The 26,490-nt window shown below is 57.0% G+C and carries 24 protein-coding genes; 9 read left to right on the plus strand and 15 right to left on the minus strand.

All coding sequences use genetic code 11. The annotated features are described in order from the left end of the window. Positions 1 to 21: 21 nt before the first annotated feature. Genes ABLV64_RS11965 through nanQ form a run of 3 tightly spaced genes read left to right on the plus strand, consistent with a single transcriptional unit; the run spans position 22 to position 2,046 of the window. Complete coding sequence (locus tag ABLV64_RS11965; RefSeq protein ID WP_004206221.1) at positions 22 to 711, plus strand: N-acetylmannosamine-6-phosphate 2-epimerase; 690 nt, start codon at positions 22 to 24, stop codon at positions 709 to 711. Beyond that, complete coding sequence (locus ABLV64_RS11970) at positions 708 to 1,592, plus strand: N-acetylmannosamine kinase (RefSeq protein ID WP_023319220.1); 885 nt, start codon at positions 708 to 710, stop codon at positions 1,590 to 1,592. Before ABLV64_RS11965 ends, ABLV64_RS11970 begins: the two co-directional genes overlap by 4 nt. Then, positions 1,579 to 2,046 (plus strand): N-acetylneuraminate anomerase, encoded by a 468-nt coding sequence (gene nanQ, locus ABLV64_RS11975; protein WP_032431149.1) that lies wholly within the window; start codon positions 1,579 to 1,581, stop codon positions 2,044 to 2,046. Before ABLV64_RS11970 ends, nanQ begins: the two co-directional genes overlap by 14 nt. Before the next feature lie 71 nt (positions 2,047 to 2,117). Here the strand turns inward: nanQ and gltD are convergent, their stop codons facing one another. Then, entirely contained in the window at positions 2,118 to 3,536 is a 1,419-nt protein-coding gene (gltD, locus tag ABLV64_RS11980) for a glutamate synthase subunit GltD (protein ID WP_004206218.1), read from the minus strand. Between the two features lie 9 nt (positions 3,537 to 3,545). After that, positions 3,546 to 8,006 carry a glutamate synthase large subunit gene (gltB, locus tag ABLV64_RS11985; protein ID WP_017899925.1) on the minus strand — a complete coding sequence of 1,487 codons (4,461 nt, stop codon included), beginning with the start codon at positions 8,004 to 8,006 and terminating at the stop codon, positions 3,546 to 3,548. 673 nt (positions 8,007 to 8,679) lie between these two features. On the opposite strand from gltB, the gene ABLV64_RS11990 reads away from it, so the two are divergent. Then, positions 8,680 to 9,615 carry a TIGR01212 family radical SAM protein gene (locus ABLV64_RS11990; RefSeq protein ID WP_004206216.1) on the plus strand — a complete coding sequence of 312 codons (936 nt, stop codon included), beginning with the start codon at positions 8,680 to 8,682 and terminating at the stop codon, positions 9,613 to 9,615. A gap of 52 nt (positions 9,616 to 9,667) precedes the next feature. On the opposite strand, the gene ABLV64_RS11995 is transcribed toward ABLV64_RS11990, so the two are convergent. Beyond that, positions 9,668 to 10,951: an MFS transporter gene (locus ABLV64_RS11995; RefSeq protein WP_004206215.1), complete on the minus strand. Its 1,284-nt coding sequence runs from the start codon at positions 10,949 to 10,951 to the stop codon at positions 9,668 to 9,670. A 76-nt stretch (positions 10,952 to 11,027) separates the two neighbouring features. Then, positions 11,028 to 12,044 (minus strand): Zn-dependent oxidoreductase, encoded by a 1,017-nt coding sequence (locus ABLV64_RS12000; RefSeq protein WP_080936108.1) that lies wholly within the window; start codon positions 12,042 to 12,044, stop codon positions 11,028 to 11,030. Positions 12,045 to 12,341: 297 nt separating this feature from the next. Between ABLV64_RS12000 and uxuA the strand changes: the two genes are divergently transcribed. The 4 genes from uxuA to mtgA all read left to right on the plus strand — a co-directional run bounded on the left by uxuA (position 12,342) and on the right by mtgA (position 17,503). Next, the gene (uxuA, locus tag ABLV64_RS12005; protein ID WP_025999212.1) at positions 12,342 to 13,406 is read left to right on the plus strand and encodes a mannonate dehydratase; all 1,065 of its coding nucleotides are present in this window, start codon (positions 12,342 to 12,344) and stop codon (positions 13,404 to 13,406) included. 148 nt (positions 13,407 to 13,554) lie between these two features. Then, complete coding sequence (gene arcB / locus ABLV64_RS12010) at positions 13,555 to 15,894, plus strand: aerobic respiration two-component sensor histidine kinase ArcB (RefSeq protein ID WP_017899921.1); 2,340 nt, start codon at positions 13,555 to 13,557, stop codon at positions 15,892 to 15,894. A gap of 233 nt (positions 15,895 to 16,127) precedes the next feature. Then, positions 16,128 to 16,781: an isoprenoid biosynthesis glyoxalase ElbB gene (gene elbB, locus ABLV64_RS12015; RefSeq protein ID WP_004206211.1), complete on the plus strand. Its 654-nt coding sequence runs from the start codon at positions 16,128 to 16,130 to the stop codon at positions 16,779 to 16,781. Further along, positions 16,778 to 17,503 carry a monofunctional biosynthetic peptidoglycan transglycosylase gene (gene mtgA, locus ABLV64_RS12020; RefSeq protein WP_017899919.1) on the plus strand — a complete coding sequence of 242 codons (726 nt, stop codon included), beginning with the start codon at positions 16,778 to 16,780 and terminating at the stop codon, positions 17,501 to 17,503. Before elbB ends, mtgA begins: the two co-directional genes overlap by 4 nt. Before the next feature lie 62 nt (positions 17,504 to 17,565). Here the strand turns inward: mtgA and npr are convergent, their stop codons facing one another. The 11 genes from npr to ABLV64_RS12075 form a co-directional block, all read right to left on the minus strand. Continuing rightward, entirely contained in the window at positions 17,566 to 17,838 is a 273-nt protein-coding gene (gene npr / locus ABLV64_RS12025) for a PTS phosphocarrier protein NPr (RefSeq protein ID WP_002918431.1), read from the minus strand. After that, on the minus strand, positions 17,835 to 18,689 hold the full coding sequence (gene rapZ / locus ABLV64_RS12030) for an RNase adapter RapZ (protein ID WP_004206208.1): 855 nt from the start codon (positions 18,687 to 18,689) through the stop codon (positions 17,835 to 17,837). The genes npr and rapZ overlap by 4 nt, the downstream gene beginning before the upstream one ends. 45 nt (positions 18,690 to 18,734) lie before the next feature. Beyond that, complete coding sequence (gene ptsN / locus ABLV64_RS12035) at positions 18,735 to 19,223, minus strand: PTS IIA-like nitrogen regulatory protein PtsN (protein WP_004144926.1); 489 nt, start codon at positions 19,221 to 19,223, stop codon at positions 18,735 to 18,737. A gap of 70 nt (positions 19,224 to 19,293) precedes the next feature. Continuing rightward, the gene (hpf, locus tag ABLV64_RS12040) at positions 19,294 to 19,581 is read right to left on the minus strand and encodes a ribosome hibernation promoting factor (protein ID WP_004206206.1); all 288 of its coding nucleotides are present in this window, start codon (positions 19,579 to 19,581) and stop codon (positions 19,294 to 19,296) included. Between the two features lie 22 nt (positions 19,582 to 19,603). Continuing rightward, on the minus strand, positions 19,604 to 21,037 hold the full coding sequence (rpoN, locus tag ABLV64_RS12045) for an RNA polymerase factor sigma-54 (protein ID WP_032456660.1): 1,434 nt from the start codon (positions 21,035 to 21,037) through the stop codon (positions 19,604 to 19,606). A 47-nt stretch (positions 21,038 to 21,084) separates the two neighbouring features. Then, on the minus strand, positions 21,085 to 21,810 hold the full coding sequence (gene lptB / locus ABLV64_RS12050; protein WP_004206203.1) for an LPS export ABC transporter ATP-binding protein: 726 nt from the start codon (positions 21,808 to 21,810) through the stop codon (positions 21,085 to 21,087). A 6-nt stretch (positions 21,811 to 21,816) separates the two neighbouring features. After that, positions 21,817 to 22,362, minus strand: coding sequence for a lipopolysaccharide ABC transporter substrate-binding protein LptA (gene lptA, locus ABLV64_RS12055; RefSeq protein WP_002918415.1), 546 nt, complete (start codon positions 22,360 to 22,362; stop codon positions 21,817 to 21,819). Then, on the minus strand, positions 22,331 to 22,906 hold the full coding sequence (gene lptC, locus ABLV64_RS12060) for an LPS export ABC transporter periplasmic protein LptC (protein ID WP_004206202.1): 576 nt from the start codon (positions 22,904 to 22,906) through the stop codon (positions 22,331 to 22,333). The genes lptA and lptC overlap by 32 nt, the downstream gene beginning before the upstream one ends. Beyond that, a complete protein-coding gene (gene kdsC / locus ABLV64_RS12065; RefSeq protein WP_348843286.1) occupies positions 22,903 to 23,469 on the minus strand; it encodes a 3-deoxy-manno-octulosonate-8-phosphatase KdsC in 567 nt (188 codons plus the stop codon). Before kdsC ends, lptC begins: the two co-directional genes overlap by 4 nt. Before the next feature lie 14 nt (positions 23,470 to 23,483). After that, positions 23,484 to 24,470, minus strand: a complete 987-nt coding sequence (kdsD, locus tag ABLV64_RS12070; RefSeq protein WP_017899916.1) for an arabinose-5-phosphate isomerase KdsD — start codon at positions 24,468 to 24,470, stop codon at positions 23,484 to 23,486. 14 nt (positions 24,471 to 24,484) lie between these two features. Further along, a complete protein-coding gene (locus ABLV64_RS12075) occupies positions 24,485 to 25,462 on the minus strand; it encodes a calcium/sodium antiporter (protein WP_004206198.1) in 978 nt (325 codons plus the stop codon). Positions 25,463 to 25,671: 209 nt separating this feature from the next. Here ABLV64_RS12075 and mlaF point away from each other — a divergent pair, with 209 nt between their 5' ends. After that, entirely contained in the window at positions 25,672 to 26,484 is an 813-nt protein-coding gene (gene mlaF, locus ABLV64_RS12080; RefSeq protein WP_004206196.1) for a phospholipid ABC transporter ATP-binding protein MlaF, read from the plus strand. Positions 26,485 to 26,490: the final 6 nt, after the last annotated feature.

Here is a 26,490-nt window from a genome sequence, read left to right on the forward strand (position 1 = left end):
CATATTTATCAGGGAGCGAGTATGTCTTTGCTTAAAGAATTGGATTTACGCATTAGCGCTAACGGCGGTCTTATTGTTTCCTGTCAACCGGTACCCGGCAGCCCATTGGATAAGCCGGAGATTGTTGCCGCGATGGCGCTGGCGGCGGAGCAGGCCGGGGCGGTCGCGTTGCGCATTGAAGGCGTAGAGAATCTGCGCGCGGTACGCGCGCAGGTAAAGGTGCCGATTATCGGCATTATTAAACGCGATCTGGATGATTCGCCGGTAAGGATCACGCCCTATCTGGAAGATATCGATGCATTGATGCAGGCTGGCGCCGATATTATCGCCGTTGATGGCACAGAGCGAGCGCGCCCTGTTCCAGTGGCAACGCTACTGGCGCGTATCCACCAGCATAAGCTGGTGGCGATGGCCGACTGCTCCTCTCTTGAGGATGGCCTGGCCTGTCAGGCTCTTGGCGCGGAAATCATCGGCACTACGCTGTCGGGCTATACCATGGCGTATACCCCGGATGAACCAGATCTGGAGCTGGTGAAAGCGCTGGCGGAGGCCGGCTGCAGGGTGAATGCGGAAGGGCGCTACAACACACCGGCTCAGGCAGCGGAAGCCATACGCCACGGTGCGTGGGCGGTGACCGTTGGTTCTGCGATTACCCGCCTGGAACATATTTGCCAGTGGTATAACACGGCGTTAAAAGAGACGAAGTCATGACGACGCTGGCGATAGATATTGGCGGTACGAAGCTTGCTGCGGCGCTGGTAACGGATGACCTGCTGCTCTGCGATCGTCGCGAGCTACCCACTCCTGCCAGCAAAACAGCGGATGCTCTGAACACGGCGCTGGAGGCGCTTGTCAGGCCTCTGTGCATGCGGGCAAAGCGCGTCGCGATAGCCTCGACCGGGATTATTCGTGAAGGAAACCTGATTGCAATTAATCCACAGAATCTTGGCGGACTCATGCACTTCCCGCTGGTAAAAACGTTACGCGAAATAACCGGTCTGCCAACGCTGGCGATAAATGATGCTCAGGCGGCAGCCTGGGCGGAATACCAGGCGATGGCTGATAAGGTCAGCGATATGGCGTTTATTACCGTTTCTACCGGGGTTGGCGGCGGCGTGGTGAGCAACGGTACTTTACTTACCGGGGCCGGAGGCCTGGCCGGACACCTGGGGCACTCGTTAGCCGATCCTGACGGACCGCTTTGCGGCTGCGGTCGCGTCGGCTGCGTAGAGGCTATTGCTTCCGGACGGGGAATCGCCGCGGCGGCAACTGACGATCTCTGCGGACTGGATGCGAAATCTATTTTTACTTTTGCGGCGCAAGGCCACCCGCAGGCGCGTTTACTCATTCAGCACTCGGCACAAACTTTGGCGCGGATGATTGCCGATCTTAAAGCGTTGACCGATTGCCAGTGCGTGGTCGTTGGCGGCAGTATTGGCCTGGCGGATGGGTACTTACCGTTGGTGAAGGACTATCTGGCGCAAGAACCGGCTATTTACCAGGTTCCATTATGCGCAGCACACTATCGCCATGATGCTGGCCTGCTGGGAGCGGCGCTATGGGGCAAGGAGAGAAGCCATGATAATCGGTGATGTAAACAACCCATTGTTGGCTGGCGTGTCGTCGGGACTACAACAGGCGATATCCCTCGCCCTGGATCATGATTTATCGAGTCTTTCTCCCGGAAGCGTTGAACTTCAAGGGGATAATGTCTTTATGAATGTGATGCAGTTTATGACGGAGTTACCGGCAGATAAAAAGGCTGAACTACATACGAAGTTTATCGATATCCAGATATTACTGGCGGGCGAAGAGCAGATTTTTTTCGGTGTAGCCGGCTCCGCAATGCAGTGCGAGGAGATGCACGTTGAGGAGGATTATCAGCTGTGTAACGCGATTGATGGCGAACAGTCGGTCATTCTGAGGCCAGGTATGTTCGCGATCTTTATGCCGGGTGAACCGCATAAGCCAGGATGCGTAATAACCGAGCCCGCAGAGATAAAAAAAGTGGTGATTAAAGTAAGCGCAAATTTGTTAAGCGCATAAATAAGCCCGATGGGATTAACCATCGGGCCTGAGTCCCATACCCGGATAAAACCGCTATCCGGGTATTCGCATTACACTTCCAGGTAGTTCAGGATCCCGTCCGCCGCTTTACGTCCTTCGGCAATCGCGGTGACCACCAGGTCGGAACCGCGCACGATATCGCCACCGGCGAAGATTTTCGGGTTGCTGGTCTGGAAGGCGTTCTCGCTGCCTTCCGGGGCAATGATGCGGCCTTGGGAGTCCAGCTCGACGCTGTGCTTCGCCAGCCACTCCATGCTGTGGGGACGGAAGCCAAACGCCATGACGACGGCGTCTGCCGGCACCACGTGCTCAGAGCCGGGAACGATCTCCGCGCGACGGCGGCCTTTTGCATCCGGCTGGCCCATCTCGGTGCGCGCCATCTTCACGCCGCACACTTTGCCGTTGGCATTCACTTCCACACCCAGCGGCTGGACGTTGAACTGGAACTCCACGCCTTCTTCACGCGCGTTTTTCACTTCGCGTTTTGAACCCGGCATGTTCTCTTCGTCACGACGATAGGCGCAGATCACGTGAGCCGCATTCTGACGGACGGAGGTGCGTACGCAGTCCATTGCGGTGTCGCCACCGCCGAGAACCACCACGCGTTTGCCTTCCATGCTGACGTAGGGCTCATCGGCGGTTTCGCCAAAGCCCATGATCTGCTTGGTATTGGCGATCAGGAACGGCAGCGCGTCGTAGACGCCCTGGGCGTCTTCGTTGTCCAGCCCGCCGCGCATTGACTGATAGGTGCCAACGCCGAGGAACACCGCATCGTACTCTTTCAGCAGGTCGTCAAGCTGCACGTCACGGCCCACTTCGGTATTGAGTTTGAACTCAATGCCCATGCCGGTGAAGATCTCCCGGCGGCGGGTCATCACCTCTTTTTCCAGCTTGAACGCCGGGATACCGAAGGTCAGCAGGCCGCCGATTTCCGGATGGCGGTCAAACACCACCGCCTTGACGCCGTTACGGGTCAGGACGTCGGCACAGGCGAGGCCCGCCGGGCCAGCGCCGATGATAGCGACGGTTTTACCGGTCGGTTTCACGCCGGAGAGATCCGGACGCCAGCCCATCTCGAATGCTTTATCGTTGATATAGCGTTCGATGTTGCCGATGGTCACCGCGCCGAACTCATCGTTCAGCGTACAGGAGCCTTCACACAGGCGGTCCTGCGGGCAAACGCGCCCGCAGACTTCCGGCAGGGTGTTGGTCTGGTGCGACAGCTCAGCCGCCTCAAAAATACGTCCCTCGTTGGCCAGCTTCAGCCAGTTCGGGATGTAGTTATGCACCGGGCACTTCCATTCGCAGTACGGGTTGCCGCAGGACAGGCAGCGATCTGCCTGCGCCTTGGCCTGGCCTTCTGAAAACGGCTCGTAAATTTCCACAAATTCAATTTTACGGATCTTCAGCGGTTTCTTTGGCGGATCAACGCGCTGCAGGTCGATAAATTGATAAACGTTCTGACTCATCTTAACCCCTTACTGCGCCTGCACCCGCAGCTCAGCTGCGGAACGACTACGGTGACCCAACAGTGCTTTAACATCGCTGGACTTCGGTTTAACCAGCGCAAACTTCGCGGAGAAGGCCGGCCAGTTGGCGAGGATCTCTTCGCCGCGTTGCGAACCGGTAAGCTGTACATGCTCGGTGATTAAACCGCGCAGGTGCTCTTCATGGATGGCCAGAGAGTCAACGTCCAGCACTTCCACCAGCTCCGGATTCACGCGCTTGCGGAAGTCGCCATCTTCATCCAGGACATAGGCAAAGCCGCCGGTCATCCCTGCGCCAAAGTTGACGCCGGTTTTACCGAGCACGCAGACGATGCCGCCGGTCATATATTCACAGCCGTTGTCGCCGATGCCTTCCACCACGGTAATGGCGCCGGAGTTACGCACCGCGAAACGCTCACCTGCGCGGCCTGCGGCGTACAGACGACCACCGGTCGCGCCGTACAGGCAGGTGTTGCCGATAATGCTGGCTTCGTGACTGCGGAAAGCGGAGCCCACCGGAGGACGAATGGCCAGCAGACCGCCCGCCATGCCTTTGCCGACATAGTCGTTGGCGTCGCCCGTCAGATGCAGTTCCACGCCGCCGGCGTTCCACACGCCGAAGCTCTGGCCCGCGGTGCCGCTAAAGTGAGCGACGATCGGGTCGCCCGCCAGTCCCTGGTCGCCATGGGTCTGGGCGATATACCCGGACAGCGAGGCCCCCACGGAGCGGTCGGTGTTGCGGATATCGAACCAGAACGTTTTGCTCTGCTTTTCATCAACGTACGGTTTCGCCTGCTGCAGCAGCTGGGCGTTGAGCACGCCGTTATCGAACGGCGGGTTATTTTCGGTGCAGTACAGCGCTTTGCCAGGATGCGGCTCTGCGGTCTCCAGCAGTTTACCCAGATCCAGTTTCTGCTGCTTGGCGGTGAACCCATCCAGCTCTTTGAGCAGATCGGTGCGGCCAATCAGATCCACCAGTCGCTTGACGCCCAGCTGGGCCATCAGCTCGCGGGTTTCACGGGCGATAAATTCAAAGTAGTTGGTCACTTTGAACGGCAGACCGTGATAGTGGTTCTTACGCAGTTTGTCATCCTGGGTCGCCACGCCGGTCGCGCAGTTGTTCAGGTGACAAATACGCAGGTATTTACAGCCCAGCGCCACCATCGGGCCGGTGCCGAAGCCGAAGCTTTCCGCGCCAAGGATCGCCGCTTTGATGATATCGAGGCCGGTTTTCAGGCCGCCATCCACCTGCAGACGGATCTTGTGACGCAGACCGTTAGCGACCAGCGCCTGCTGGGTTTCCACCAGACCAAGCTCCCACGGACAGCCGGCATATTTCACTGAAGTGAGCGGGCTTGCCCCGGTGCCGCCGTCGTAGCCGGCGATGGTGATCAGATCGGCATAAGCCTTGGCTACGCCGGTGGCGATGGTGCCCACGCCCGGTTCCGAAACCAGCTTGACCGAGATCATCGCTTTCGGGTTAACCTGCTTGAGGTCGAAAATCAGCTGCGCCAGATCCTCGATAGAGTAGATATCGTGGTGCGGCGGCGGGGAGATCAGCGTCACGCCCGGTACCGAATAGCGTAGTTTAGCGATGTACGGGGTGACTTTATCACCCGGCAGCTGACCGCCTTCACCCGGCTTCGCGCCCTGGGCGACTTTGATCTGGATAACGTCGGCATTGACCAGATAGGCTGGGGTGACGCCGAAGCGGCCGGATGCCACCTGCTTGATGCGCGACACTTTGTTGGTGCCGTAGCGCGCCGGGTCTTCACCGCCTTCACCGGAGTTGGAGAAGCCGCCGATGCTGTTCATCGCTTCCGCCAGCGATTCGTGCGCTTCCGGACTCAGGGCGCCGATCGACATCGCTGCGGTATCGAAGCGTTTGAACAGCTCCTTCGCCGGCTCCACGTCGTCGATGCTGATGGCATCTTCGCCCGGGTTGAGCGCCAGCAGATCGCGCAGCGTGGCCGCCGGGCGTTCGTTAACCAGCTTCGCGTATTGTTGATAATCGCTGTACTCACCGCTCTGCACAGCCTGCTGCAGGGTGCGCACCACGTCCGGGTTGTAGGCGTGATATTCGCCGCCGTGAACGTACTTCAGCAGACCGCCCTGAGCCAGCGGCTTGCGCGCCAGCCATGCGCGTTTCGACAGATTCAGCAGATCCTGCTGGAAATCGTCGAAGCCGGCGCCGCCGATGCGGCTGACCACGCCCTGGAAGCAGAGGTCGGAGACATCGCGATGCAGACCGACCGCTTCGAACAGCTTCGAGCAGCGGTAGGAGGCGATGGTCGAGATCCCCATCTTGGACATGATCTTATACAGACCTTTGTTGATACCGTTGCGATAGTTCAGCATCACCGCACGGTACGGTTTATCGATGGCTTTGCTGTCGACCAGCTTCGCCAGCGTTTCATAGGCGAGGTATGGATAGATAGCTGTCGCGCCGAAGCCCAGCAGCACGGCGAAGTGGTGCGGATCGCGGGCGCTGGCGGTTTCAACGATGATGTTGGCATCGCAGCGCAGACTTTTATCGACCAGACGGGTCTGGATCGCGCCAACGGCCATCGGCGCCGGCACCGGCAGGCGGTCTTTGGCGATGTTACGGTCGGAGAGGACCAGCAGCACGGTACCATCGCGTACCATCTGCTCCGCTTTGTCGCACAGGGCCTTCACCGTCTCGCTGAGGGAAGCCTCTGCCGGGTTGAAGGTGATGTCGAGGACGTCGGCACGATAGTGCTCTTCTTCCATCGTCGTCAGCTGTTTGAAATCGGAGTACAGCAGGATCGGCGATTTGAAGCTCAGACGATGCGCCTGGCCTTCCGCTTCGCAGAAGACGTTCATTTCGCGACCGATGCTGGTGGCCAGCGACATGACGTGCGCTTCACGCAGCGGATCGATAGGTGGGTTCGTCACCTGGGCGAACTGCTGACGGAAGTAATCGTAGATAATGCGCGGCTGGCTGGAAAGGACGGCAAACGGCGTGTCATCGCCCATAGAGCCGACCGCCTCCTGGCCATTTTCGCCGAGCACGCGCAGAACCGAGTCCAGCTCTTCCGCGCTGTAGTTAAACTGTTTCTGGTAGCTGGCCAGCAGATCGTCGTCCAGCTGGCGGCTGCCAACCTCTTCGTCCGGCAGATCTTCAAACGGCACCAGGCGACGAACGTTTTTCTCCATCCACTCTTTATACGGATGGCGGCTCTTCAGATCGTCATCGGTTTCCGCCGAGTGCAGAATGCGTCCGGCACGGGTATCGATAACCATCAGCTCGCCCGGGCCCACGCGGCCTTTTTCAACCACTTCGTCCGGCTGGTAGTCCCAGATGCCGACTTCAGAGGCGCAGGTGATGAGCTTATCTTTGGTAATGACGTAGCGCGCCGGGCGCAGGCCATTACGGTCGAGGTTACAGGCCGCGTAGCGACCGTCGGACATGACGATGCCCGCCGGGCCGTCCCATGGCTCCATATGCATGGAGTTAAAGTCGAAGAACGAACGCAGCTCCGGATCCATATCCGGGTTGTTCTGCCAGGCTGGCGGCACCAGCAGACGCATGGCGCGCACGATGTCCATCCCGCCGGCCAGCAGCAGCTCCAGCATGTTGTCCATTGAACTGGAGTCGGAGCCGGTTTCGTTAACGAACGGCGCAGCGTCGTGCAGGTCCGGGATCAGCGGGGTCTGGAACTTATAGGTACGGGCGCGAGCCCACTGGCGGTTGCCGGTGATGGTGTTGATTTCACCGTTGTGCGCCAGGTAGCGGAACGGCTGTGCCAGCGGCCAGCGTGGTACGGTGTTGGTGGAGAAGCGCTGGTGGAACAGGCAGATAGCCGACTCCAGGCGCAGGTCCGCGAGGTCCAGGTAGAAGCGCGGCAAATCCGCCGGCATACACAGACCTTTATAGATGTTGACCAGGTTGGACAAGCTACAAACGTAGAAATCTTTGTCTTCCTGCAGGCGTTTTTCAATGCGACGACGCGCAATAAACAGACGGCGCTCCATATCGCGCGGGCGCCAGCCGGCCGGGGCGTTAACAAAGATTTGCTCAATACGGGGCAGCGAGGAGAGGGCGATTTCACCGAGCACGCCTTCGTTGGTCGGCACATCGCGCCAGCCGACGATCGACAGGGTCTCAAGCTGAAGTTCTTCTTCAACGATGCGGCGCGCCGCTTTCGCCAGTTCAGGATCTTTATTCAGGAACAGCATCCCAACGGCGTAGTTTTTGGCTAAACGCCAGCCGCGCTCTTCGGCAACGATGCGGAAGAAACGATCGGGTTTTTGCAGCAGCAGACCGCAACCGTCGCCGGTTTTACCATCGGCAAGGATTGCGCCACGGTGCTGCATGCGGGCCAGTGCGTGTATCGCGGTTCGCACTACCTTGTGGCTAGGTTCGCCTTCTATGTGGGCGATCAGGCCGAAACCACAGTTATCCCTCTCAAGGGATTTGTCGTACAACATATCAGTGAACCTCCCCAGGCTCTACGGACCCCCTCCGATACCGATTGCGCACAGGCACAGAAAGAGCATGGCGACGGGGTTTGCACCTCGCATTCGCCCTCTTTAAATCCTTTTCGCATCGGTACACAAGTTTGAGGACTTGCTGTTAAGAGGGAATCTCAATTACTGCATAAATATGATGAGCAGAGTGCTCATCCAGAAAGCTTCCAGCGGATTCCCAACTTATCGGGAATCCACACTTACGTCAAATGGCAATCTTATTAATACAAAAATGTGCTATGCAGGTATTAACTTGTTGTTTTTAAAATAAATAATGACATTTTTTATGCTTTGGATACGCCTGCAGCGGGTAAGGCTAGTGTGATCTGTCTCACTGTGCGCGCGGCTTTGCATTACCGATCTACGCTGAAATACATTTCATTATTAGCACATTTGACTGCTGTAAATGTTTGTGATGGATATTAATACTGTTTTTTACCATAAAGCAGATTAGGGCCGCGCGATGATGAAATATAAGGAAAACTCATTACCCTGCTGGTGAATGAAATTGCAGTAATCATGATTGTTTATGCAATGGGGTGATTCGCCGCGCTGACGATTGATCCAGGTCATCGCCGTCGGTGACGAAAAGTGGCAGGCTTGGCCCCCTTTGTTGAGGCCGGTCTATCAGATTATGCAGTTACAGAAATTAGTCAATATGTTTGGTGGGGATCTTCTGCGCCGCTATGGTGAAAAGGTCCATAAGCTAACGCTGCACGGCGGTTTTAGCTGCCCGAACCGCGACGGCACGCTGGGCCGTGGCGGTTGCACATTCTGTAACGTGGCCTCGTTTGCGGATGAAGCGCAGCAGCATCGATCCATCGCCGAACAGCTCGCCCATCAGGCGCAGCTTGTTAACCGGGCAAAGCGTTATCTGGCCTACTTTCAGGCCTATACCAGCACCTTTGCTGAAGTGCAGGTGCTCCGCTCGATGTATCGTCAGGCCGTCAGCGAGGCGAATATCGTTGGCCTCTGCGTTGGCACCCGCCCGGACTGCGTGCCGGAGGCGGTTCTCGACCTGCTCAGTGAATACCACCAGCAGGGGTATGAGGTTTGGCTGGAGCTGGGGCTGCAGACCGCCCATGATAAGACCCTGCATCGCATTAACCGCGGGCATGATTTCGCCTGTTACCAGCGCACCGCGCGTCTGGCGCGTGAGCGCGGACTGAAGGTATGCGCGCATCTGATCGTCGGCCTGCCCGGGGAGAGCCAGGAGCATGGCCTCGAGACGGTGGAGCGGGTCGTGACCACCGGCGTGGATGGCATAAAGCTGCATCCGCTGCATATTGTGAAAGGCAGCATTATGGCAAAAGCATGGCAGGCCGGTCGTCTCGATGGCATCGAACTGGAGGCGTATACCGTCACCGCCGGGGAGATGATCCGCCATACCCCGCCGGAGGTGATCTACCATCGCATATCGGCCAGCGCCCGTCGGCCGACGCTGCTCGCGCCGCTGTGGTGCGAAAATCGCTGGACCGGAATGGTTGAACTGGATCGCTATCTGAATGAGCAGGGCGCTCAGGGTTCGGCGCTGGGCCGCAGCTGGGTCGCTCCCCAGTCGGCGAAATAGTCTAAGAGGATGCCCGGCGTGATGGCTGCGCCGGGCATGGCTTTCCTGTCAACTAAGCCTGACTGGCTTTCATCGTCACACGCGGCGTTTTGATCACGAACAGCACCAGCAGGGCGCCGAGCGCGGCGATAGTGCCGGCGAGGACAAAGGCGCTGTCGAATTTACCGGTAGACTGCACGATATAGCCGGTGACAATCGGTCCCACGATGCCGGAGACGCTGCCGATAAGGTGGATAAAGCCGCTGGTGCCGCCAACGCGGGATTTATGCACCACGTCCTGGATAATCGCCCAGTAGATCGCTCCGGTGACATAGAGGAAAAAGATGGAGACCGACATCAGCAGAACGGCAGGAACGACGCTGCTGACGGTACCGGCAAGCCCCACACAGATGGCGGCCATCAGCAGACATACCACCAGCACAATTTTGCGTGACAGCAGCAGGCGTCCGGTGAGTTTAAAAATTTTATCGGAAATATAGCCCCCCAGCGCCAGACCGACAAAGCCGACTATCCATGGGATCATGGTGGTGAGGCTCATCTGTTTAATATCGAGATGGTGCTGCTGAACCAGATAGGACGGAAACCAGCTGAGAAAGAAAAACAGAATATAGTTGTAGCAAAAGAAGGCAAAGGCCGTCACCAGTATAATAGGTTGTTTGAGATAATAACCCAGCGAGTGGGCGGTTTGATTTTCAGTTGATTCCAGCGCAGACTCCTCTTGCTTCATATTATTAATGAGCATGAGCTCTTCCCGGCTGACATGTTTATGTTTTTCCGGCGAGTTAGCGGCAATAAAAAACCACACTATCATCCACACAATGCCGATGGCGAAAATAATCATAAACGCCGGGCGCCAGCCGAATGCCAGGGCCAGATAACCGACGATGGGGCCGGCAACCGCGCCGCCCAGCGGAGAGCCGGCGCTGAGCAGCCCCACGGCGGTGGCCGCTTGCTTCTTGGGAAACCAGCCGTTGATCATCTTGTTCGCCGACGCGCAAATCGGGCCCTCAGCCATCCCGAAGAGGACTCGCAGCATCAGCATGGAATAAAAGCCGGTGGCAAAGGCAGTTAAGCCGCAAAACAGCGACCACATCCCCACCGCCAGCCCCAGGACCAGCGTTGCGCCAAACTTATCTACGGCCAGACCGCCAATAAAATTAAATACCGCATAGCCGAAGAAAAAACTGCCGAAAATAATACCAAATTGTTCAGCGTTTAGCGCCAGATCCTTTTCAATCATTGGTACCGTAATGGATAACGCCACCCGGTCCAGATAATTAATCATATATACTAAAAATAATAACAGGACGATAATCCAGCGGATATTTTTTCCCATGATGACACCATGATGATTATATTATTGAGCTCTGGCGCGACGGATATCAATATTCACGTCGCCCGTTATTTAGCATTTAACCCAGCTGCAGCAATACCTTGCAGCAAGTTTTCCGATCGTTGGCGAAAATCTCCATCGCCTCTTTTACCTGCTCCAGCGGCATGCAGTGGGTGATTAACGCCTCAGGCTGGATAAGGCCTTTCTCCATCCAGTCGATAACCAGCGGAAAACGCCCGCTGTTCAGCCGGGAGGAGAAAATGGAGATCTCTTTGCTGGTGATGCTTTGCTGGGTCAGGGTGGACGGCTCGCCGGAGAAGCCGAGTATGCCGATGCGTGCGGCGGGAGAGGCGAGGAGAATGGCCTCCTGAAGGATCGCCGGATGGCAGGCGGCATCGATGATCAGCGTGGGGGCTATCTGCCGCTGCGCCAGCTGTTCCGCCAGCGGCTGGTGAGTGTTATCCAGCGTCAAATCGGCGCCGTTGTCCCGCGCCATCTGCAGACGTTCGGCAATGCGGTCCACTACGATCACCTGCTTAACGCCATACACCCCCTTCAGCGCCTGGATCACCGTCAGACCCATCGGACCTGCGCCGTAGATCAGGGCGATATCCTGCACCGTGGGCTGCAGCTGGGCGGTAATGTTTGCCGCAATGGTAAAAGGCTCAACCATCGTCGCCTGACGATCGCTGATGGCCTCCGGAATGCGCCAGGCGTTTTTCGCCGGCACGCAGGCGTAGTCGCTGAATCCGCCGTCGCGGTGAACCCCGATGACCTGGAGCCGCGCACAGACATTCGGCCGCCTCACCGAGCAGGGATAACAATGGCCGCAGCTGACGACAGGGTCGACCGCGACGCGCTCGCCGATGCGTGCCGAAGAGACCTGCTCGCCGACGGCATCAATGATGCCGAAGAATTCATGGCCGATAACGCGGGGATATTTCGCGAAGGGGTTATGGCCTTGATAGATATGCACATCGGACCCGCAGATCCCGGCAAAGGCGATTTTCACCCGGACTTCGTGGGCGCCCGGAGCGGGAACCGGACGGGATTCGATGTTCAGTTGGCCTGGCTCTTTGACAACGACGCTTCTCATTTCTGTTCCTTCCCTTGTCTGTTTTCTGAACAAATAGCGTTATTTTTATTACCATACAAGTATGCAATTGATCATAACTAGCTCTGGATCACATTTGGCGAAGGTCGTCAGAAAAAGCCCGGGAATGATTAATCTATTGAAATAAATTGAGAAAAATTATGAATGCCGCGAAAGCGACCTTACCGACGAGCCGGTCAGCAGGAATGTGATCGTCATCACGACAGTTAAGGCTCAATCAATTATGATTACTGGTATGGTAGTAGGGTGAAATTAAACTATGTTGAGCAGGTGATGACGATGCAGATGACAATGCGCTGGTTTGGACCAGAGGAAGATAAGGTTTCATTAGAGCATATACGCCAGGTGCCCGGCGTGGAGGGAGTGGTCGGCGCGCTCTATGACGTCGCGGTCGGCGAGGTATGGCCGGAGGATAAAATTGAGCGTCTGGTCAGCCAGGCCCATGCCGCAGGCCTGAAAATGGAGGTGATAGAGAGCGTCAACATCCATGACGACATCAAAATCGGCCTCCCTTCCCGTGACCGCTATATTGCCAACTATCAGCAGACCATTCGCCACCTTGCCCGCTTCGGCGTCAAAGTCATCTGCTATAACTTCATGCCGGTGTTTGACTGGATGAAGACGGATATGAACTACGTCCTGCCGGATGGCTCGTTAACGATGGCTTTTGAGAAGAAAGATATCGATAAGCGGCTGGAAGACGTGGTGAAGGAGGTCCTGGAGAATTCAAACGGCTTCGCGTTGCCGGGCTGGGAGCCGGAACGGCTGGCGGAAGTGCAGACCCTGTTTGCCAAATATAGCGCGGTGGATGACCACAAGCTGCGGGAGAACCTGGTCTATTTTCTCCAGGCGGTGATCCCGGTTTGCGAAGAGGTGGGCGTGAAAATGGCGATCCATCCTGACGATCCGCCGTACTCGATATTTGGCCTGCCGCGTGTGGTCAAAAACCGCGACGATCTGGACTGGATCTGCCGGGCTGTCGATTCACCCGCCAACGGCATTACCCTCTGCACCGGCTCGATTGCCGAAGATCCGGATAACGACGTATACGCTATTCTGGCTGAGTTTACCCGCCGCAAGCGGATCCATTTTGCCCACGTCCGCAATATTAAACTGATGCAGGATAAAGACTTTTACGAGTGCGCCCATCCGTCAGAATACGGCTCCCTGGATATGTACAAGGTGATGCAAGCGTTGCACGACAACGGCTTCGACGGCTATATACGCCCGGATCATGGCCGCTTTATCTGGGGAGAGACCGGACGCCCGGGCTATGGTTTATACGATCGCGCACTCGGGGTGACCTACCTCAAAGGTCTCTGGGAGGCGCTAAGCAAGCGCTAGCCTCCTCCTGACCATGCCTCTTTTTAGCGGCTGGTTCGCCTTGGCGACCAGCCGTCATATCGGCTCCTTCCCGCATTTTTTGCACAACTTACAGCGCATTGCTCAGAATTGAGTATTATTGTGCGGAGTTGTTGTGAAGGAATCCCCTATGAAGCAAATTCGTATGCTGGCGCAGTATTATGTCGACCTGATGATGAAGCTGGGTCTGGTCCGCTTTTCAATGCTGTTGGCTCTTGCGCTGGTGGTGCTGGCCATCGTGGTACAGATGGCGGTCACCATGGTGCTGCATGGCCAGGTTGAAAGCATCGACGTTATCCGCTCTATCTTCTTCGGTCTGCTCATCACCCCGTGGGCGGTCTACTTTCTCTCGGTGGTGGTGGAGCAACTCGAAGAGTCCCGCCAGCGTCTTTCGCGGCTGGTGGAGAAGCTGGAGGAGATGCGCGAGCGCGATCTGAAGCTGAATGTGCAGCTGAAAGACAATATCGCGCAGTTGAATCAGGAGATTGGCGAACGTGAAAAGGCGGAAGCCGAGCGTGAGACCACCCTTGAGCAGCTGAAGATCGAGATGAAAGAGCGTGAAGAGACGCAGATCCAGCTCGAACAGCAATCCTCCTTTCTGCGCTCTTTCCTCGACGCCTCCCCGGACCTGGTCTTTTACCGCAATGAGGATAAAGAGTTTTCCGGCTGTAACCGGGCGATGGAACTGCTGACCGGCAAAAGCGAGAAACAGCTGATCCACCTCAAACCACAGGACGTCTATAGCGAAGAAGCAGCGGAAAAGGTGCTGGAAACCGATGAGAAGGTGTTCCGCCACAATGTATCGCTGACCTATGAGCAGTGGCTGGACTATCCCGATGGCCGTAAAGCGTGCTTCGAAATCCGCAAGGTCCCGTACTACGATCGCGTCGGCAAGCGTCGCGGCCTGATGGGCTTCGGGCGCGATATCACCGAACGAAAACGCTATCAGGACGCCCTCGAACGCGCCAGCCGGGATAAAACCACCTTCATCTCCACCATCAGCCATGAGCTGCGTACCCCGCTGAACGGGATCGTCGGGCTGAGCCGAATTTTGCTGGATACCGAACTGACCAGCGAGCAGGAAAAATACCTGAAAACCATCCATGTCTCGGCGGTGACGCTGGGGAATATCTTCAATGATATTATCGACATGGATAAAATGGAGCGCCGTAAGGTACAGCTCGATAACCAGCCGGTGGACTTCACCAGCTTCCTTGCCGACCTTGAAAACCTTTCCGGTCTGCAGGCGCAGCAGAAGGGACTGCGCTTTGTGCTGGAGCCGAGCCTGCCGCTGCCGCACAAGGTGATCACCGACGGCACCCGCCTGCGGCAGATCCTGTGGAATCTTATCAGCAACGCCGTGAAATTTACCCCACAGGGCGGTGGGGTGAACGTCCGCGTGCGCTATGACGAAGGCGATATCCTGCACTTCGAAGTGGAAGACTCCGGGATTGGTATTCCTGAAGCGGAACAGGACAAAATATTCGCCATGTATTACCAGGTCAAAGACAGCCACGGCGGCAAACCAGCCACCGGCACCGGGATTGGCCTCGCCGTATCGCGCCGCCTGGCGCGCAATATGGGCGGCGATATCAGCGTCACCAGCCAGCCGGGTAAAGGAGCGACCTTTACGCTCACCGTCCATGCGCCTGCCATTGCGGAAGAAGTGGAAGATACCCTGGCGGAAGACGACATGCCATTACCGGCGCTCAACGTGCTGCTGGTAGAAGATATTGAGCTCAACGTCATCGTGGCGCGCTCGGTGCTGGAAAAGCTGGGCAACAGCGTGGATGTCGCGATGACCGGTAAAGCCGCGCTGGAGATGTTTGAGCCTGGCGAGTACGACCTGGTGCTGCTGGATATCCAGCTGCCGGATATGACGGGTCTGGATATCTCTCGTCAGCTAAAACAGAATTTTGCCGCGGATGAGCTGCCGCCGCTGGTAGCCCTGACCGCCAACGTGCTGAAGAATAAGAAAGAGTATCTTGATGCCGGCATGGACGATGTGCTGAGCAAGCCGCTATCGGTGCCGGCGCTGACGGCCATGATCAAAAAATTCTGGGATGCGCCGGAAGAGGAGGCGCAGGAAGCGCCGGCGGCCGATCTGCATAAAGCCGACGCGGTGCTGGATACCGATATGCTGGAGCAATACATCGAACTGGTGGGACCGAAGCTTATCAACGATGGTCTCGCGGTGTTTGAGAAGATGATGCCGGGCTATATGTCCGTCCTTGAGTCTAATCTCACCGCCCGCGATCAAAAAGGGATCGTCGAAGAGGGGCATAAGATCAAAGGGGCTGCGGGTTCTATTGGCCTGCGCCACATCCAGCAGCTGGGTCAGCAGATCCAGACGCCGGACCTGCCTGCCTGGTCTGATAATGTCGCTGAATGGGTTGAAGAGATGAAATCCGAGTGGCAAAACGACGTGGCGATTCTGAAGGCATGGGTGGCGAAGACCGGGAAAAAATGACCCCGGACAGACCGGGGTGCGCGAATACTGCGCCAACACCAGGGAACTGGTGGTTGAGCCAGTGTGATTTGAGTGATGTTTTTACGTGGCGCAACCTGAGAAGTGGATTGCTCGCTCATTAAGATAGCAAAGCTTAACTAATTTGTTACATGAATCAGTAAAATATGTGAAGCATAGCGAGTAAATCGACATTTTTGACTGGTTTCAGTGAGTTGCATGGAGGAGCGAAGGCGATGAAAAAAATTGGTGTGGTACTGAGCGGCTGCGGCGTGTACGACGGCAGTGAAATTCATGAGGCAGTGATTACCCTGCTGGCGATCGCGCGCAACGGCGCGCAGGCGGTCTGCTTTGCGCCCGATAAACCGCAGCGCGACGTCATCAACCATCTGACGGGTGAACCGTTGACGGAGCAGCGCAACGTGCTGGTGGAAGCGGCGCGCATCGCCCGCGGCGACATCCTGCCGCTGGCGCAAGCGCGTGAGGAGACGCTGGACGCGCTGATCGTCCCCGGCGGCTTCGGCGCGGCGAAAAACTTAAGCAGCTTCGCTGCCGAGGGCAGCAAATGCGAGGTGGACCACGATCTGCGGGCCCTGGCGCTGGCGATGCATCAGGCCGGCAAGCCGCTGGGCTTTATGTGCATCGCTCCGGCGCTGCTGCCGAAGATCTTTGCGTTTCCGCTGCGGATGACTATCGGGACCGATCTCGACACTGCCGATGTGGTGGAGGAGATGGGGGCGGAGCATGTGCCTTGCCCGGTCGACGACATCGTGGTGGATGAAGAGAATAAAGTGGTCACCACCCCGGCGTATATGCTGGCGGAGAATATTGTGCAAGCCGCCACTGGGATCGAAAAACTGGTCGCCCGCGTGCTGGCGCTGAGCGCATGAAGCTCCGCATTGCGCCCTTCGCGCTGCTCAAACGACTGGCGCTGCGTCTGCTGCTGATCGCCGCCGTCTTCTGGGGCGGGGGGATCGCGCTGTTTAGCGTGCTGCCGGTGCCCTTTTCGGCAGTCATGCTTGAGCGGCAGATAAGCGCCTGGCTGTCCGGCGATGTCCACTATCTGGCGCACTCCGACTGGGTCGCCATGGATAAGATCTCCCCGTGGATGGGGCTGGCGGTGATTGCCGCCGAAGATCAGAAGTTCCCAGAACACTGGGGGTTTGACGTCTCGGCAATCGAAAAGGCGCTGGCGCACAATGAGCGTCACGATACCCGCATCCGCGGCGCGTCAACGCTGTCGCAGCAGACGGCGAAAAACCTGTTTTTGTGGGATGGTCGTAGCTGGCTGCGCAAGGGGCTGGAGGCCGGATTGACCGTCGGCATGGAAACCGTGTGGAGTAAAAAGCGGATCCTGACCGTCTACCTGAATATTGCCGAATTTGGCGAGGGGATTTTTGGTGTGGAAGCGGCCGCCCAGCGCTATTTTCATAAGCCCGCCAGCCAGTTGACGCCGGGGGAAGCGGCTCTGCTGGCCGCGGTGCTGCCAAACCCGATCCGCTATCGCGCCGACGCGCCTTCGGGCTATGTGCGCAACCGCCAGGCCTGGATCTTACGCCAGATGCGACAGCTGGGTGGGGAAGGGTTCATGCGTGAGCATAAGCTCTATTAGCGGGTAAATCCGGCGCCGGGGCTGGTACCGTCGCCAGTCTCCGTCGCCGGGAAGCGTCACCTTTAGTCTTCGTCAAACCCGGCATTAAACAGGGCAATCACCGCGGCGAGGGCTTCCACTTCCTGCGGACCGCTGGCCTCCACCTCTATCTGCCGTCCTTTCGCCGAGTCCAGCATCAGCAGGGCAATGACGCTGTTGGCTTCCGCCTCCGTGCCTTCATCGTTGCGCAGCAACACCTCGGCATCGAAATTCTGCATCAGTTCGAACAGCTTCATCGCCGGGCGGGCGTGCATGCCCAGCTTATTGGTGATTTCAACGGTCTGCTTTACGGTCATGATTTACGTTTTTCCAGCGTCCGATGACGAGACTGCACGTTTTTGCCGCGCGAGCGGAAGTAGTCAGCCAGTTGTTCAGCAATATAAACCGAACGATGTTTACCGCCGGTGCAGCCAATGGCCACCGTCAGATAGCTGCGATTGTTGGTCTCCAGCATCGGTAACCATAGCTCAAGATAGCTCCGGGTCTGGTAAATAAAGTTGTGCACTTCGGTGTGCCGATCGAGGAAGGCGGCCACCGGCTTATCCAGACCGGTCATGGGACGCAGCTTCGGATCCCAGTGCGGGTTTGGCAGAAAGCGCACGTCAAAGACGTAATCGGCATCGATCGGGATACCGTGCTTAAAGCCGAAGGATTCGAAGACCATGGTCAGTTCGCGTTCTCGTTTACCCAGCAGCCGGGTGCGCAACATTTCCGCCAGCTCGTGAACCGACATCTCCGAGGTATCGACAATCAGATCGGCACGCGAGCGCAGGGGCTCCAGCAGATCGCTCTCTTCATCGATGGCGCTTTCCAGCGACAAATTCTTGCTCGACAGCGGATGCAGGCGACGGGTGTCGCTGTATCGACGGATCAGCGTGTTGCGATCGGCATCGAGAAATAGCAGCTGCGGCGAAAAGCACTCCGGCAGGTTTTTCATCGCCTGCTCAAAGATCTCCGGTGATTCCGGCATGTTCCGCACGTCGATGCTGACGGCCGCCGAAATATTGCGGTCAGCCAGCGACCGTGCCAGATCGGGCAGCAGCACGACCGGCAGGTTATCCACGCAGTAAAAGCCCATATCTTCCAGCGCTCGCAGAGCGACGGATTTACCCGAGCCCGAGCGGCCGCTGACGATCATCAGTACCATGTACCGTTTCTCCTCAGTACGATAAAGGATAAGGTGCGACTGCCGTTATGCGTCATCGCTGCTTCCTGCTTCGGTGATGATCTCATACAACTCTTCATCGCTCTGCGCCGCGCGCAGGCGACGACAAATCGCTTTGTCGGCCAGCCGTTTGGCCACCAGGGAGAGCGTATGCAGGTGGGTTTTTGTCTGATCGGCCGGCACCAGCAGCGCGAACAGCAGGTCGACAGGCTGATTGTCGATCGCGTCGAAGGCGATGGGGGTTTCCAGCTGGACAAAAACGCCGACAGCACGCAGCGTATCCTCTTCCAGTTTTCCGTGGGGAATGGCGATACCATTGCCAATCCCGGTACTGCCCATTTTTTCGCGGGTGAGGATCGCTTCGAACACCACCTGCGGCGGCAAACTTAACTGTTTGGCGGCCAGTTCGCTAATGATTTCCAGAGCACGCTTCTTGCTCTGGCAGTGAACCTGGCTACGGGTACATTCCTGGTTCAGGACGTTGCTCAGTTGTAGAGCCGAATCGTTGTTCATCATAATTTCACCTGAGCGCCCCCGCGCCCGTCGCCGATGTTACCTGGCGGCTGACGCAGGGGGGCCCGGACAATTAGTGTTGTTTTAGTTTATCTTTATGCTTCGTTAACTGCCTTGCCAGCTTGTCGATAAGACCATCGACAGCTGCATACATATCCTGCCCTTCCGCACTGGCATGGATTTCGCCACCGTTGACATGCAGATTCGCGTCCGCAATTTGCGTCACTTTCTCTACTTTTAACACAATATAGACCTGATTGATCCGGTCGAAAAATTGTTCCAGCTTGCTGAACTTCGCCGTGACGAAGTCGCGCATCGCGGGAGTGATCTCGACGTTGTGTCCTGTAATGTTGAGCTGCATAGTGTCTTCCTTATCGGTTGTGTCAGACCAGTTGTTTACGCTGGTTTGACGGCGGGATGGATAAAGACTCTCTGTACTTCGCGACAGTGCGGCGCGCGACCATGATACCCTGCTCGGACAGCATGGAGGTGAGCTTACTGTCGCTCAACGGCTTCGCGGGATTTTCCGCGGCGATGAGTTTCTTCACCAGCGCGCGAATCGCCGTCGACGAGGCTTCGCCGCCGCCTTCGGTATTGACATGGCTGGAGAAGAAATACTTCAGTTCAAAAATACCGCGCGGACTGTGCAGATATTTTTGCGTGGTGACACGGGAAATCGTCGATTCATGCATCTCGACGGCCTGGGCGATATCGGCCAGCACCATCGGCTTCATATACTCTTCACCCTGTTCGAAAAAAGCCTGCTGTTGTTCTACGATGCAGCGGCTCACGCGCAGCAGGGTATCGTTGCGGCTTTCCAGACTTTTAATCAGCCAGCGGGCTTCCTGCAGATTGCTGCGAATGAACTGGCCGTCGGCGTCATTGCGGGCGCTGTTGCCCATTGCCGCATACTGCTGATTAATTTTCAGCCGTGGAATGCTGTCGGCGTTGAGCTCCACGGTCCAGCGGCCGCTGACCTTGCGCACCAGCACGTCGGGAATGACATATTCCGGTTCGCTGGTTTGAATGGACTGGCCGGGACGGGGATCCAGGGACTGGATCAGGTTCACCGCCTCTTTCAGCACCTCTTCTTTCAGCCGGGTCACCCGCATCAGGGTGCGGAAATCATGGTTGGCCAGAAGATCGAGATGATTGCTGATAATCAGCCGGGCCTCTTCCAGCCAAGGCGTCTCTTTGGCGAATTGCGAGAGCTGGATCAGCAGACAGTCGCGCAGATCTTTCGCCGCGACGCCAACCGGATCAAAACGCTGGATGCGCTTCAGGACGGCTTCCACTTCTTCGAGGCCGATCTCCTCATCGCCGATGCTGTCGACGATATCTTCAATCTGAACGGTGAGGTAGCCCGTATCGTCGACGGCGTCGACAATGGAGGTGGCGATGGCGCGGTCGGTATCGGTGAAGGGCGTCAGCTCGACCTGCCACATCAGGTAATCCTGCAGCGTCTGGGTGGTCTCGCCTTGATAAACGGGGAGTTCGTCGTCCTGGTAGTCCACGCCGTTGCCTGACGGCGTACCGGCGGTATAGATTTCATCCCAGCTGGCATCGAGAGGAAGCTCGTCGGGCATCTCTTTTTGCTCAAGTGCGTCGACGGTATCGAGAGACTCGCGGTCCTCCACCTCTTTCGCCTCTACCTCGTCGTGAAGATCGGTTTGCTCAAGCAACGGGTTACTTTCCAGCGCTTGCTGGAGCTCTTGCTGGAGTTCTAACGTGGACAACTGCAGCAAACGAATCGCCTGCTGCAGCTGCGGCGTCATGGCAAGCTGTTGGCTAAGCCTTAATTGCAAACCTTGCTTCATGTTCAGGGTAAATATCTCCGGCTAAAACGTCTGTAACCTCTACCCTATCAGAGTCTGAAGTCTTCCCCAAGATACACGCGCTTAACCTGCTCATCTTCGAGGATCTGCTGCGGTGTACCATGAGCGATAAGGTGTCCCTGACTGACAATATACGCGCGTTCGCAGACCGCGAGAGTCTCTCTGACGTTATGGTCGGTAATCAGTACGCCGAGGCCGCTGTCGCGCAAATGCTCAATGATGCGTTTGATGTCGATAACCGAGATCGGATCCACGCCGGCAAAGGGTTCATCCAGAAGAATAAATTTCGGGTTGGCCGCCAGCGCGCGGGCGATTTCGACGCGGCGGCGTTCACCACCGGAGAGCGCCTGACCGAGGCTGTCGCGCAGGTGCTCAATATGAAACTCTTCCATCAGCTCTTTGGCGCGATCTTCCCGCTGCTCGCTGCTCAAATCGTCACGGATCTGCAGGACCGCCATCAGGTTGTCATAAACGCTCAGGCGACGAAAAATCGAGGCTTCCTGCGGCAGATAGCCGATCCCCCGGCGCGCGCGCGCGTGCAGCGGCAGCAGGCTGATGTCTTCGTCATCAATGATAATATTGCCCGCGTCGCGCGGCACAATCCCGACCACCATATAGAAGGTGGTGGTTTTACCGGCGCCGTTGGGGCCAAGCAAGCCGACAATCTCCCCCGAGTTAACGGTGAGACTGACATCTTCCACCACGCGGCGGCCTTTATACGCTTTAGCGAGATTCTTCGCAGTTAAGGTTGCCATAACGGATTAGTTACTCTTCTTTTGCTGGTTGCCGCTTTTGTCCTGCAGCTCGGACGGCACCAGAACGGTGGTGACGCGTCGACCTTTGTCGCTGAAGGCCTGCATTTTTTGCTCTTTCACCAGATAGGTGATCTTGTCGCCCTTGATGTTGCTGTCGAGCTGTTCAAGGTACGCGTTGCCGGTCAGCACGACGTAATCGTTCTGCAGCTCATAGCGCATTTTCGACGCCCGGCCTTTTACCGGTTTGCCGTTATCCTGCATCTGGTAGAAGGTGGCCGGGTTACCGAAACCTTCGATCACCTCTTTGCCTTTTTCATTGCCCGGACGGGTGACCACCACTTTATCAGCGTTAATTTTGATCGTCCCCTGAGTCACGACCACGTTACCGGTGAAGGTGACGACATTGCCCTGCATATCCAGCGACTGCTGATCGGATTCGATATGGATCGGCTGATCGGTATCGCCCGTCTTGGCGAGGGCCGGCAGGCTGGCGGCCAGTAACGCGCCGGCGAGCGCAATCTTAAGGCTGAGTTTGTTTGTTCTGAATTTCATAAGAGGTTCTCACCTTTTCAATCAGCTCGGCATTTTTGCTGCGAAGGTTTCCACGCATTTTCAGGCCGCTGGAATTAAATGTGGTGCCGTATAACGTCACCATGTCATCAGAGGTAACGTCCTGCGTTACCAGATTTATCTGGGCGTTATCCGTCGTAATTTTGCGCAGTTGAGAGTCAGGCGCGAGCGCATTCACCTCAACGTGCCCGTAAAGATAGAGCATCCGGTCATTTGTTAGCTTCGCTTTATCTGCTCTGACTGACCAGGTCGGCACCTTATTGGTATCAAAGGTGGTCATCACCGGTTTGGTAAACCAGGAGACCTCCTGATCGGAAAAATACTCCACGTGCTCGGCAATCAGCCGATAGCTCAGGGCGCCTTCCGGACTGTACACCACGGTGTCAGTGTGTTCGCTTTTATACGTCGGGTCGTTGGGATTGACCTCCTGCTGGGCCGTGTCGTCCGTATTCGCCAGATTCAGGCCGATGAGGATCAGCGCGAGCAGCGACAGTAAAATGATAACCCAACGTCTGGTTTTACTCATATTGATTGCCCTTTGGCCTCATCCAGCTTGCCCTGCGCCAATAGTAACAAATCGCAGACTTCGCGTACCGCGCCGCGTCCGCCATTAATCCGGGTGATGTAATCGGCGCGCGGCAGCAGCAGCGGATGCGCATCCGCGACGGCGACGCTAAGCCCCACTTCGGCCATCACCGGCCAGTCAATCAGATCGTCGCCGATGTAGGCGACTTCCTCTGGCCGCACGCCCAGTTTGTAAGTGAGATCGCGGAACGCCAGCAGCTTGTCCGACTGCCCCTGATACAAATGCGTGATGCCCAGCGTCTGACAGCGATCTTCTACCAGTTTAGCTTTTCGTCCGGTAATAATCGCCACTTCAATGCCAGAGGTCAGCGCGCAGCGGATACCATAGCCATCGCGGACGTTGAACGCTTTCAGCTCCTCGCCGTGATTACCCATATAGATAAGCCCGTCGGATAATACACCGTCGACATCGAGGATCAGTAAACGGATCTTAGCCGCGCGATCGAGAAACGTCTGGCTTACCGGCCCATAGCAGGTCGCTAACGGAGCATCAGCATTATTCATTATTTTTTCCTTACTTACACTACGCCCGCGCGCAGGAGATCGTGCATATGTACCACACCCAGCAGATGGTCGCCATCGGCAACCAGCACGCAGGTGATATGACGGGATTGCATCAGGTTTAGCGCATCCACCGCCAGGGTGCCGGGACGGATACGGATCCCTCCCCGGGTCATGACGTCGGCAATGCTGGCATCGCGCATATCAATGCCGGTGTCGAAGACCCGCCGCAGGTCACCGTCGGTAAAGATACCGATGATGTTCATGTCGTCATCGCAGATAGCGGTCATACCTAAATTTTTACGGGTGATTTCCAGCAGCGCATCGCGCAGGGTGGCCTGCAGGCCGACGTGCGGGATCTCATCACCGGTATGCATAATATCATTGACGCGCAGCAACAGCTTACGACCGAGTGCGCCGCCCGGATGCGAGAGAGCGAAATCCTCAGCGGTAAAGCCGCGGGCTTCCAGCAGGGCGACGGCGAGGGCATCGCCCATCACCAGCGCGGCGGTGGTGCTGGAGGTGGGCGCCAGCCCTAACGGACAGGCCTCCTTCGGCACTTTCACGCACAGATGGATATCCGCCGCGCGCGCCATGCTGCTTTCAGGCCGGCTGGTGATGCAGATAAGCTTCACCTGCTGGCGTTTCAGGACCGGGATCAGCGCGAGGATTTCGTTCGATTCGCCGGAGTTCGACAATGCAATCACCACGTCCTGCGGCGTAACCATGCCCAAATCGCCGTGCGCGGCTTCGCCTGGGTGGACAAAAAATGCCGACGTGCCGGTACTGGCGAAGGTTGCCGCCATTTTGCGGCCGATATGGCCGGATTTGCCCATCCCCATCACCACGACCTTCCCGCCGCAGCGGAAAATCGTTTCGCAGGCGCGGGTGAAATCGTCATTTATATACTGATCGAGCTGGGCCAGACCTTCACGTTCAATTTCCAGCACCTGACGGCCTGCCTGTTGAAAGTCAAAATCCGTGGGCAAATCTATTTGCGACATGATGTTATCCCGAGTCATTCAACGAAGAGCGGCGCTGTCCAGAACAGCATCGCCAACCAAACCACAAAACCGCCGACCAGCAGCGCGCCAACCAGTCGTCCCGGCTGCTGCTGGCGGCGCCAGCACAGCACGGCGAAGATCAGGCTGACCAGCAACATCACGCCATAGTCGCGGGTAAAGGCTTCCGCCGCAAAGGCTCCCGGCGCGATCAGCGCCGGCAAACCCAGCACCAGCGCAATATTGAGGATATTTGCGCCGATGATATTGCCGATGGCAATGTCATCTTCCCCTTTGCGCGCCCCGGCGATGGCGGTGGCCAGCTCCGGCAGGCTGGTGCCTATCGCCACTACCGTCAGGCCGACGGTCAGTTCACTGATGGCAAAATAGTTTGCCAGCACCGTACTGTTATCTACCACCATGCGGGTGGCCATCGGCATGACGATCATCGCCACCCCTAACCACAGCAGAGCGACCGGCAGCGACCCTTCACGGGGCAGTTCGGCCAGCTGTTCGCGGGTCAGACTATCGCTTCCCTGGCGTTCCGCCAGACGGGCGATTTTGATGGTGAACAGCAGCCATAGCAGCGCCAGCGCCAGTAAAAACAGGCCGTCGAGACGGGACAGTTGACCATCATAGAGCACCAGCCCTGCCAGTACGCTGACCAGCAACATTAGCGGTAATTCGCGGCGCAGAATATCAGAATGCACGGTAAATGGCCTGAGTAAGGCAGCCAGACCGAGGATCAGGAGAATATTAGTAATGTTGGAGCCGAGCGCGGTGCCCACCGCCAGATCGGTCTGTCCATGCAGCGAGGCCGCGGTGGAAACCATGATCTCTGGCAGGCAAGTGCCAATACTCACCACCGTCATACCGATGATCAGCGGCGGGATCCCCAACATGCGACAGAGGATGGAGGCGGCATAGACCAGACGATCGGCGCTGTAGACAACCAGCAATAAACCAATAATTAACAGAGCCGTCGCTAAGAGCATCTAAAGTCCTTTCTTCAGGTATAATCGTCGCCTCGCTGGGTTATCCCTACGCAGCGTAACGAATTCTTAATTTTGACTTTATGCGTGCCAAAAGTAAAACAAATGCCAGCTTTCGCTAACCTGTGCAGGTAAGATTCTGTAAAAATGTTGTGATTGTGGCGTAAGAAAGGGCGATGCTTGCCCATCAGGTGCTTAGTAAGGATGATTTTATGAGCCAAACTCAGGCGAATTTAGTTGAAGTGCGCGGTATCCGCTTTTCTCGCGGCGATCGCGTGATCTTCGACGACATCTCGCTGTCGGTGCCGCGCGGTAAAATTACTGCGATTATGGGACCTTCGGGGATCGGCAAGACTACCCTGTTACGCCTGATCGGCGGACAGATCCCGCCGGACAGGGGAGAGATCCTGTTCGATGGCGAGAACGTGCCGCAGATGACCCGTTCGCGTCTGTACACGGTGCGTAAGCGGATGAGCATGCTGTTCCAGTCCGGGGCGCTGTTCACCGACCTCAATGTCTTTGACAACGTCGCCTACCCGCTGCGCGAACATACGCATCTGCCGCCTGCGCTGCTGCATACGACGGTGATGATGAAGCTGGAGGCGGTAGGGCTGCGCGGTGCGGCGAAGTTAATGCCCTCTGAGCTTTCCGGCGGCATGGCGCGCCGCGCCGCCCTGGCGAGGGCCATTGCCCTGGAGCCGGATCTCATTATGTTCGACGAACCGTTCGTCGGGCAGGATCCCATCACCATGGGCGTGCTGGTGAAGCTGATTTCTGAACTCAACAGCACGCTGGGTGTCACCTGCATCGTGGTTTCGCACGATGTGCCTGAGGTGCTGAGCATTGCGGACTATGCGTATATCGTGGCGGATAAAAAGATTGTCGCCCACGGCAGCGCCCAGTCGCTACGTGAGAATGCTGACCCTCGGGTTCGTCAGTTCATTGATGGTATTGCCGACGGCCCGGTGCCGTTCCGTTATCCGGCTGGCGACTATCACCATGATTTATTAGGCATAGGGAGTTGAGCGACT

Source organism: Klebsiella sp. JB_Kp031, assembly GCF_040064295.1.
Lineage (GTDB): Bacteria > Pseudomonadota > Gammaproteobacteria > Enterobacterales > Enterobacteriaceae > Klebsiella > Klebsiella quasipneumoniae.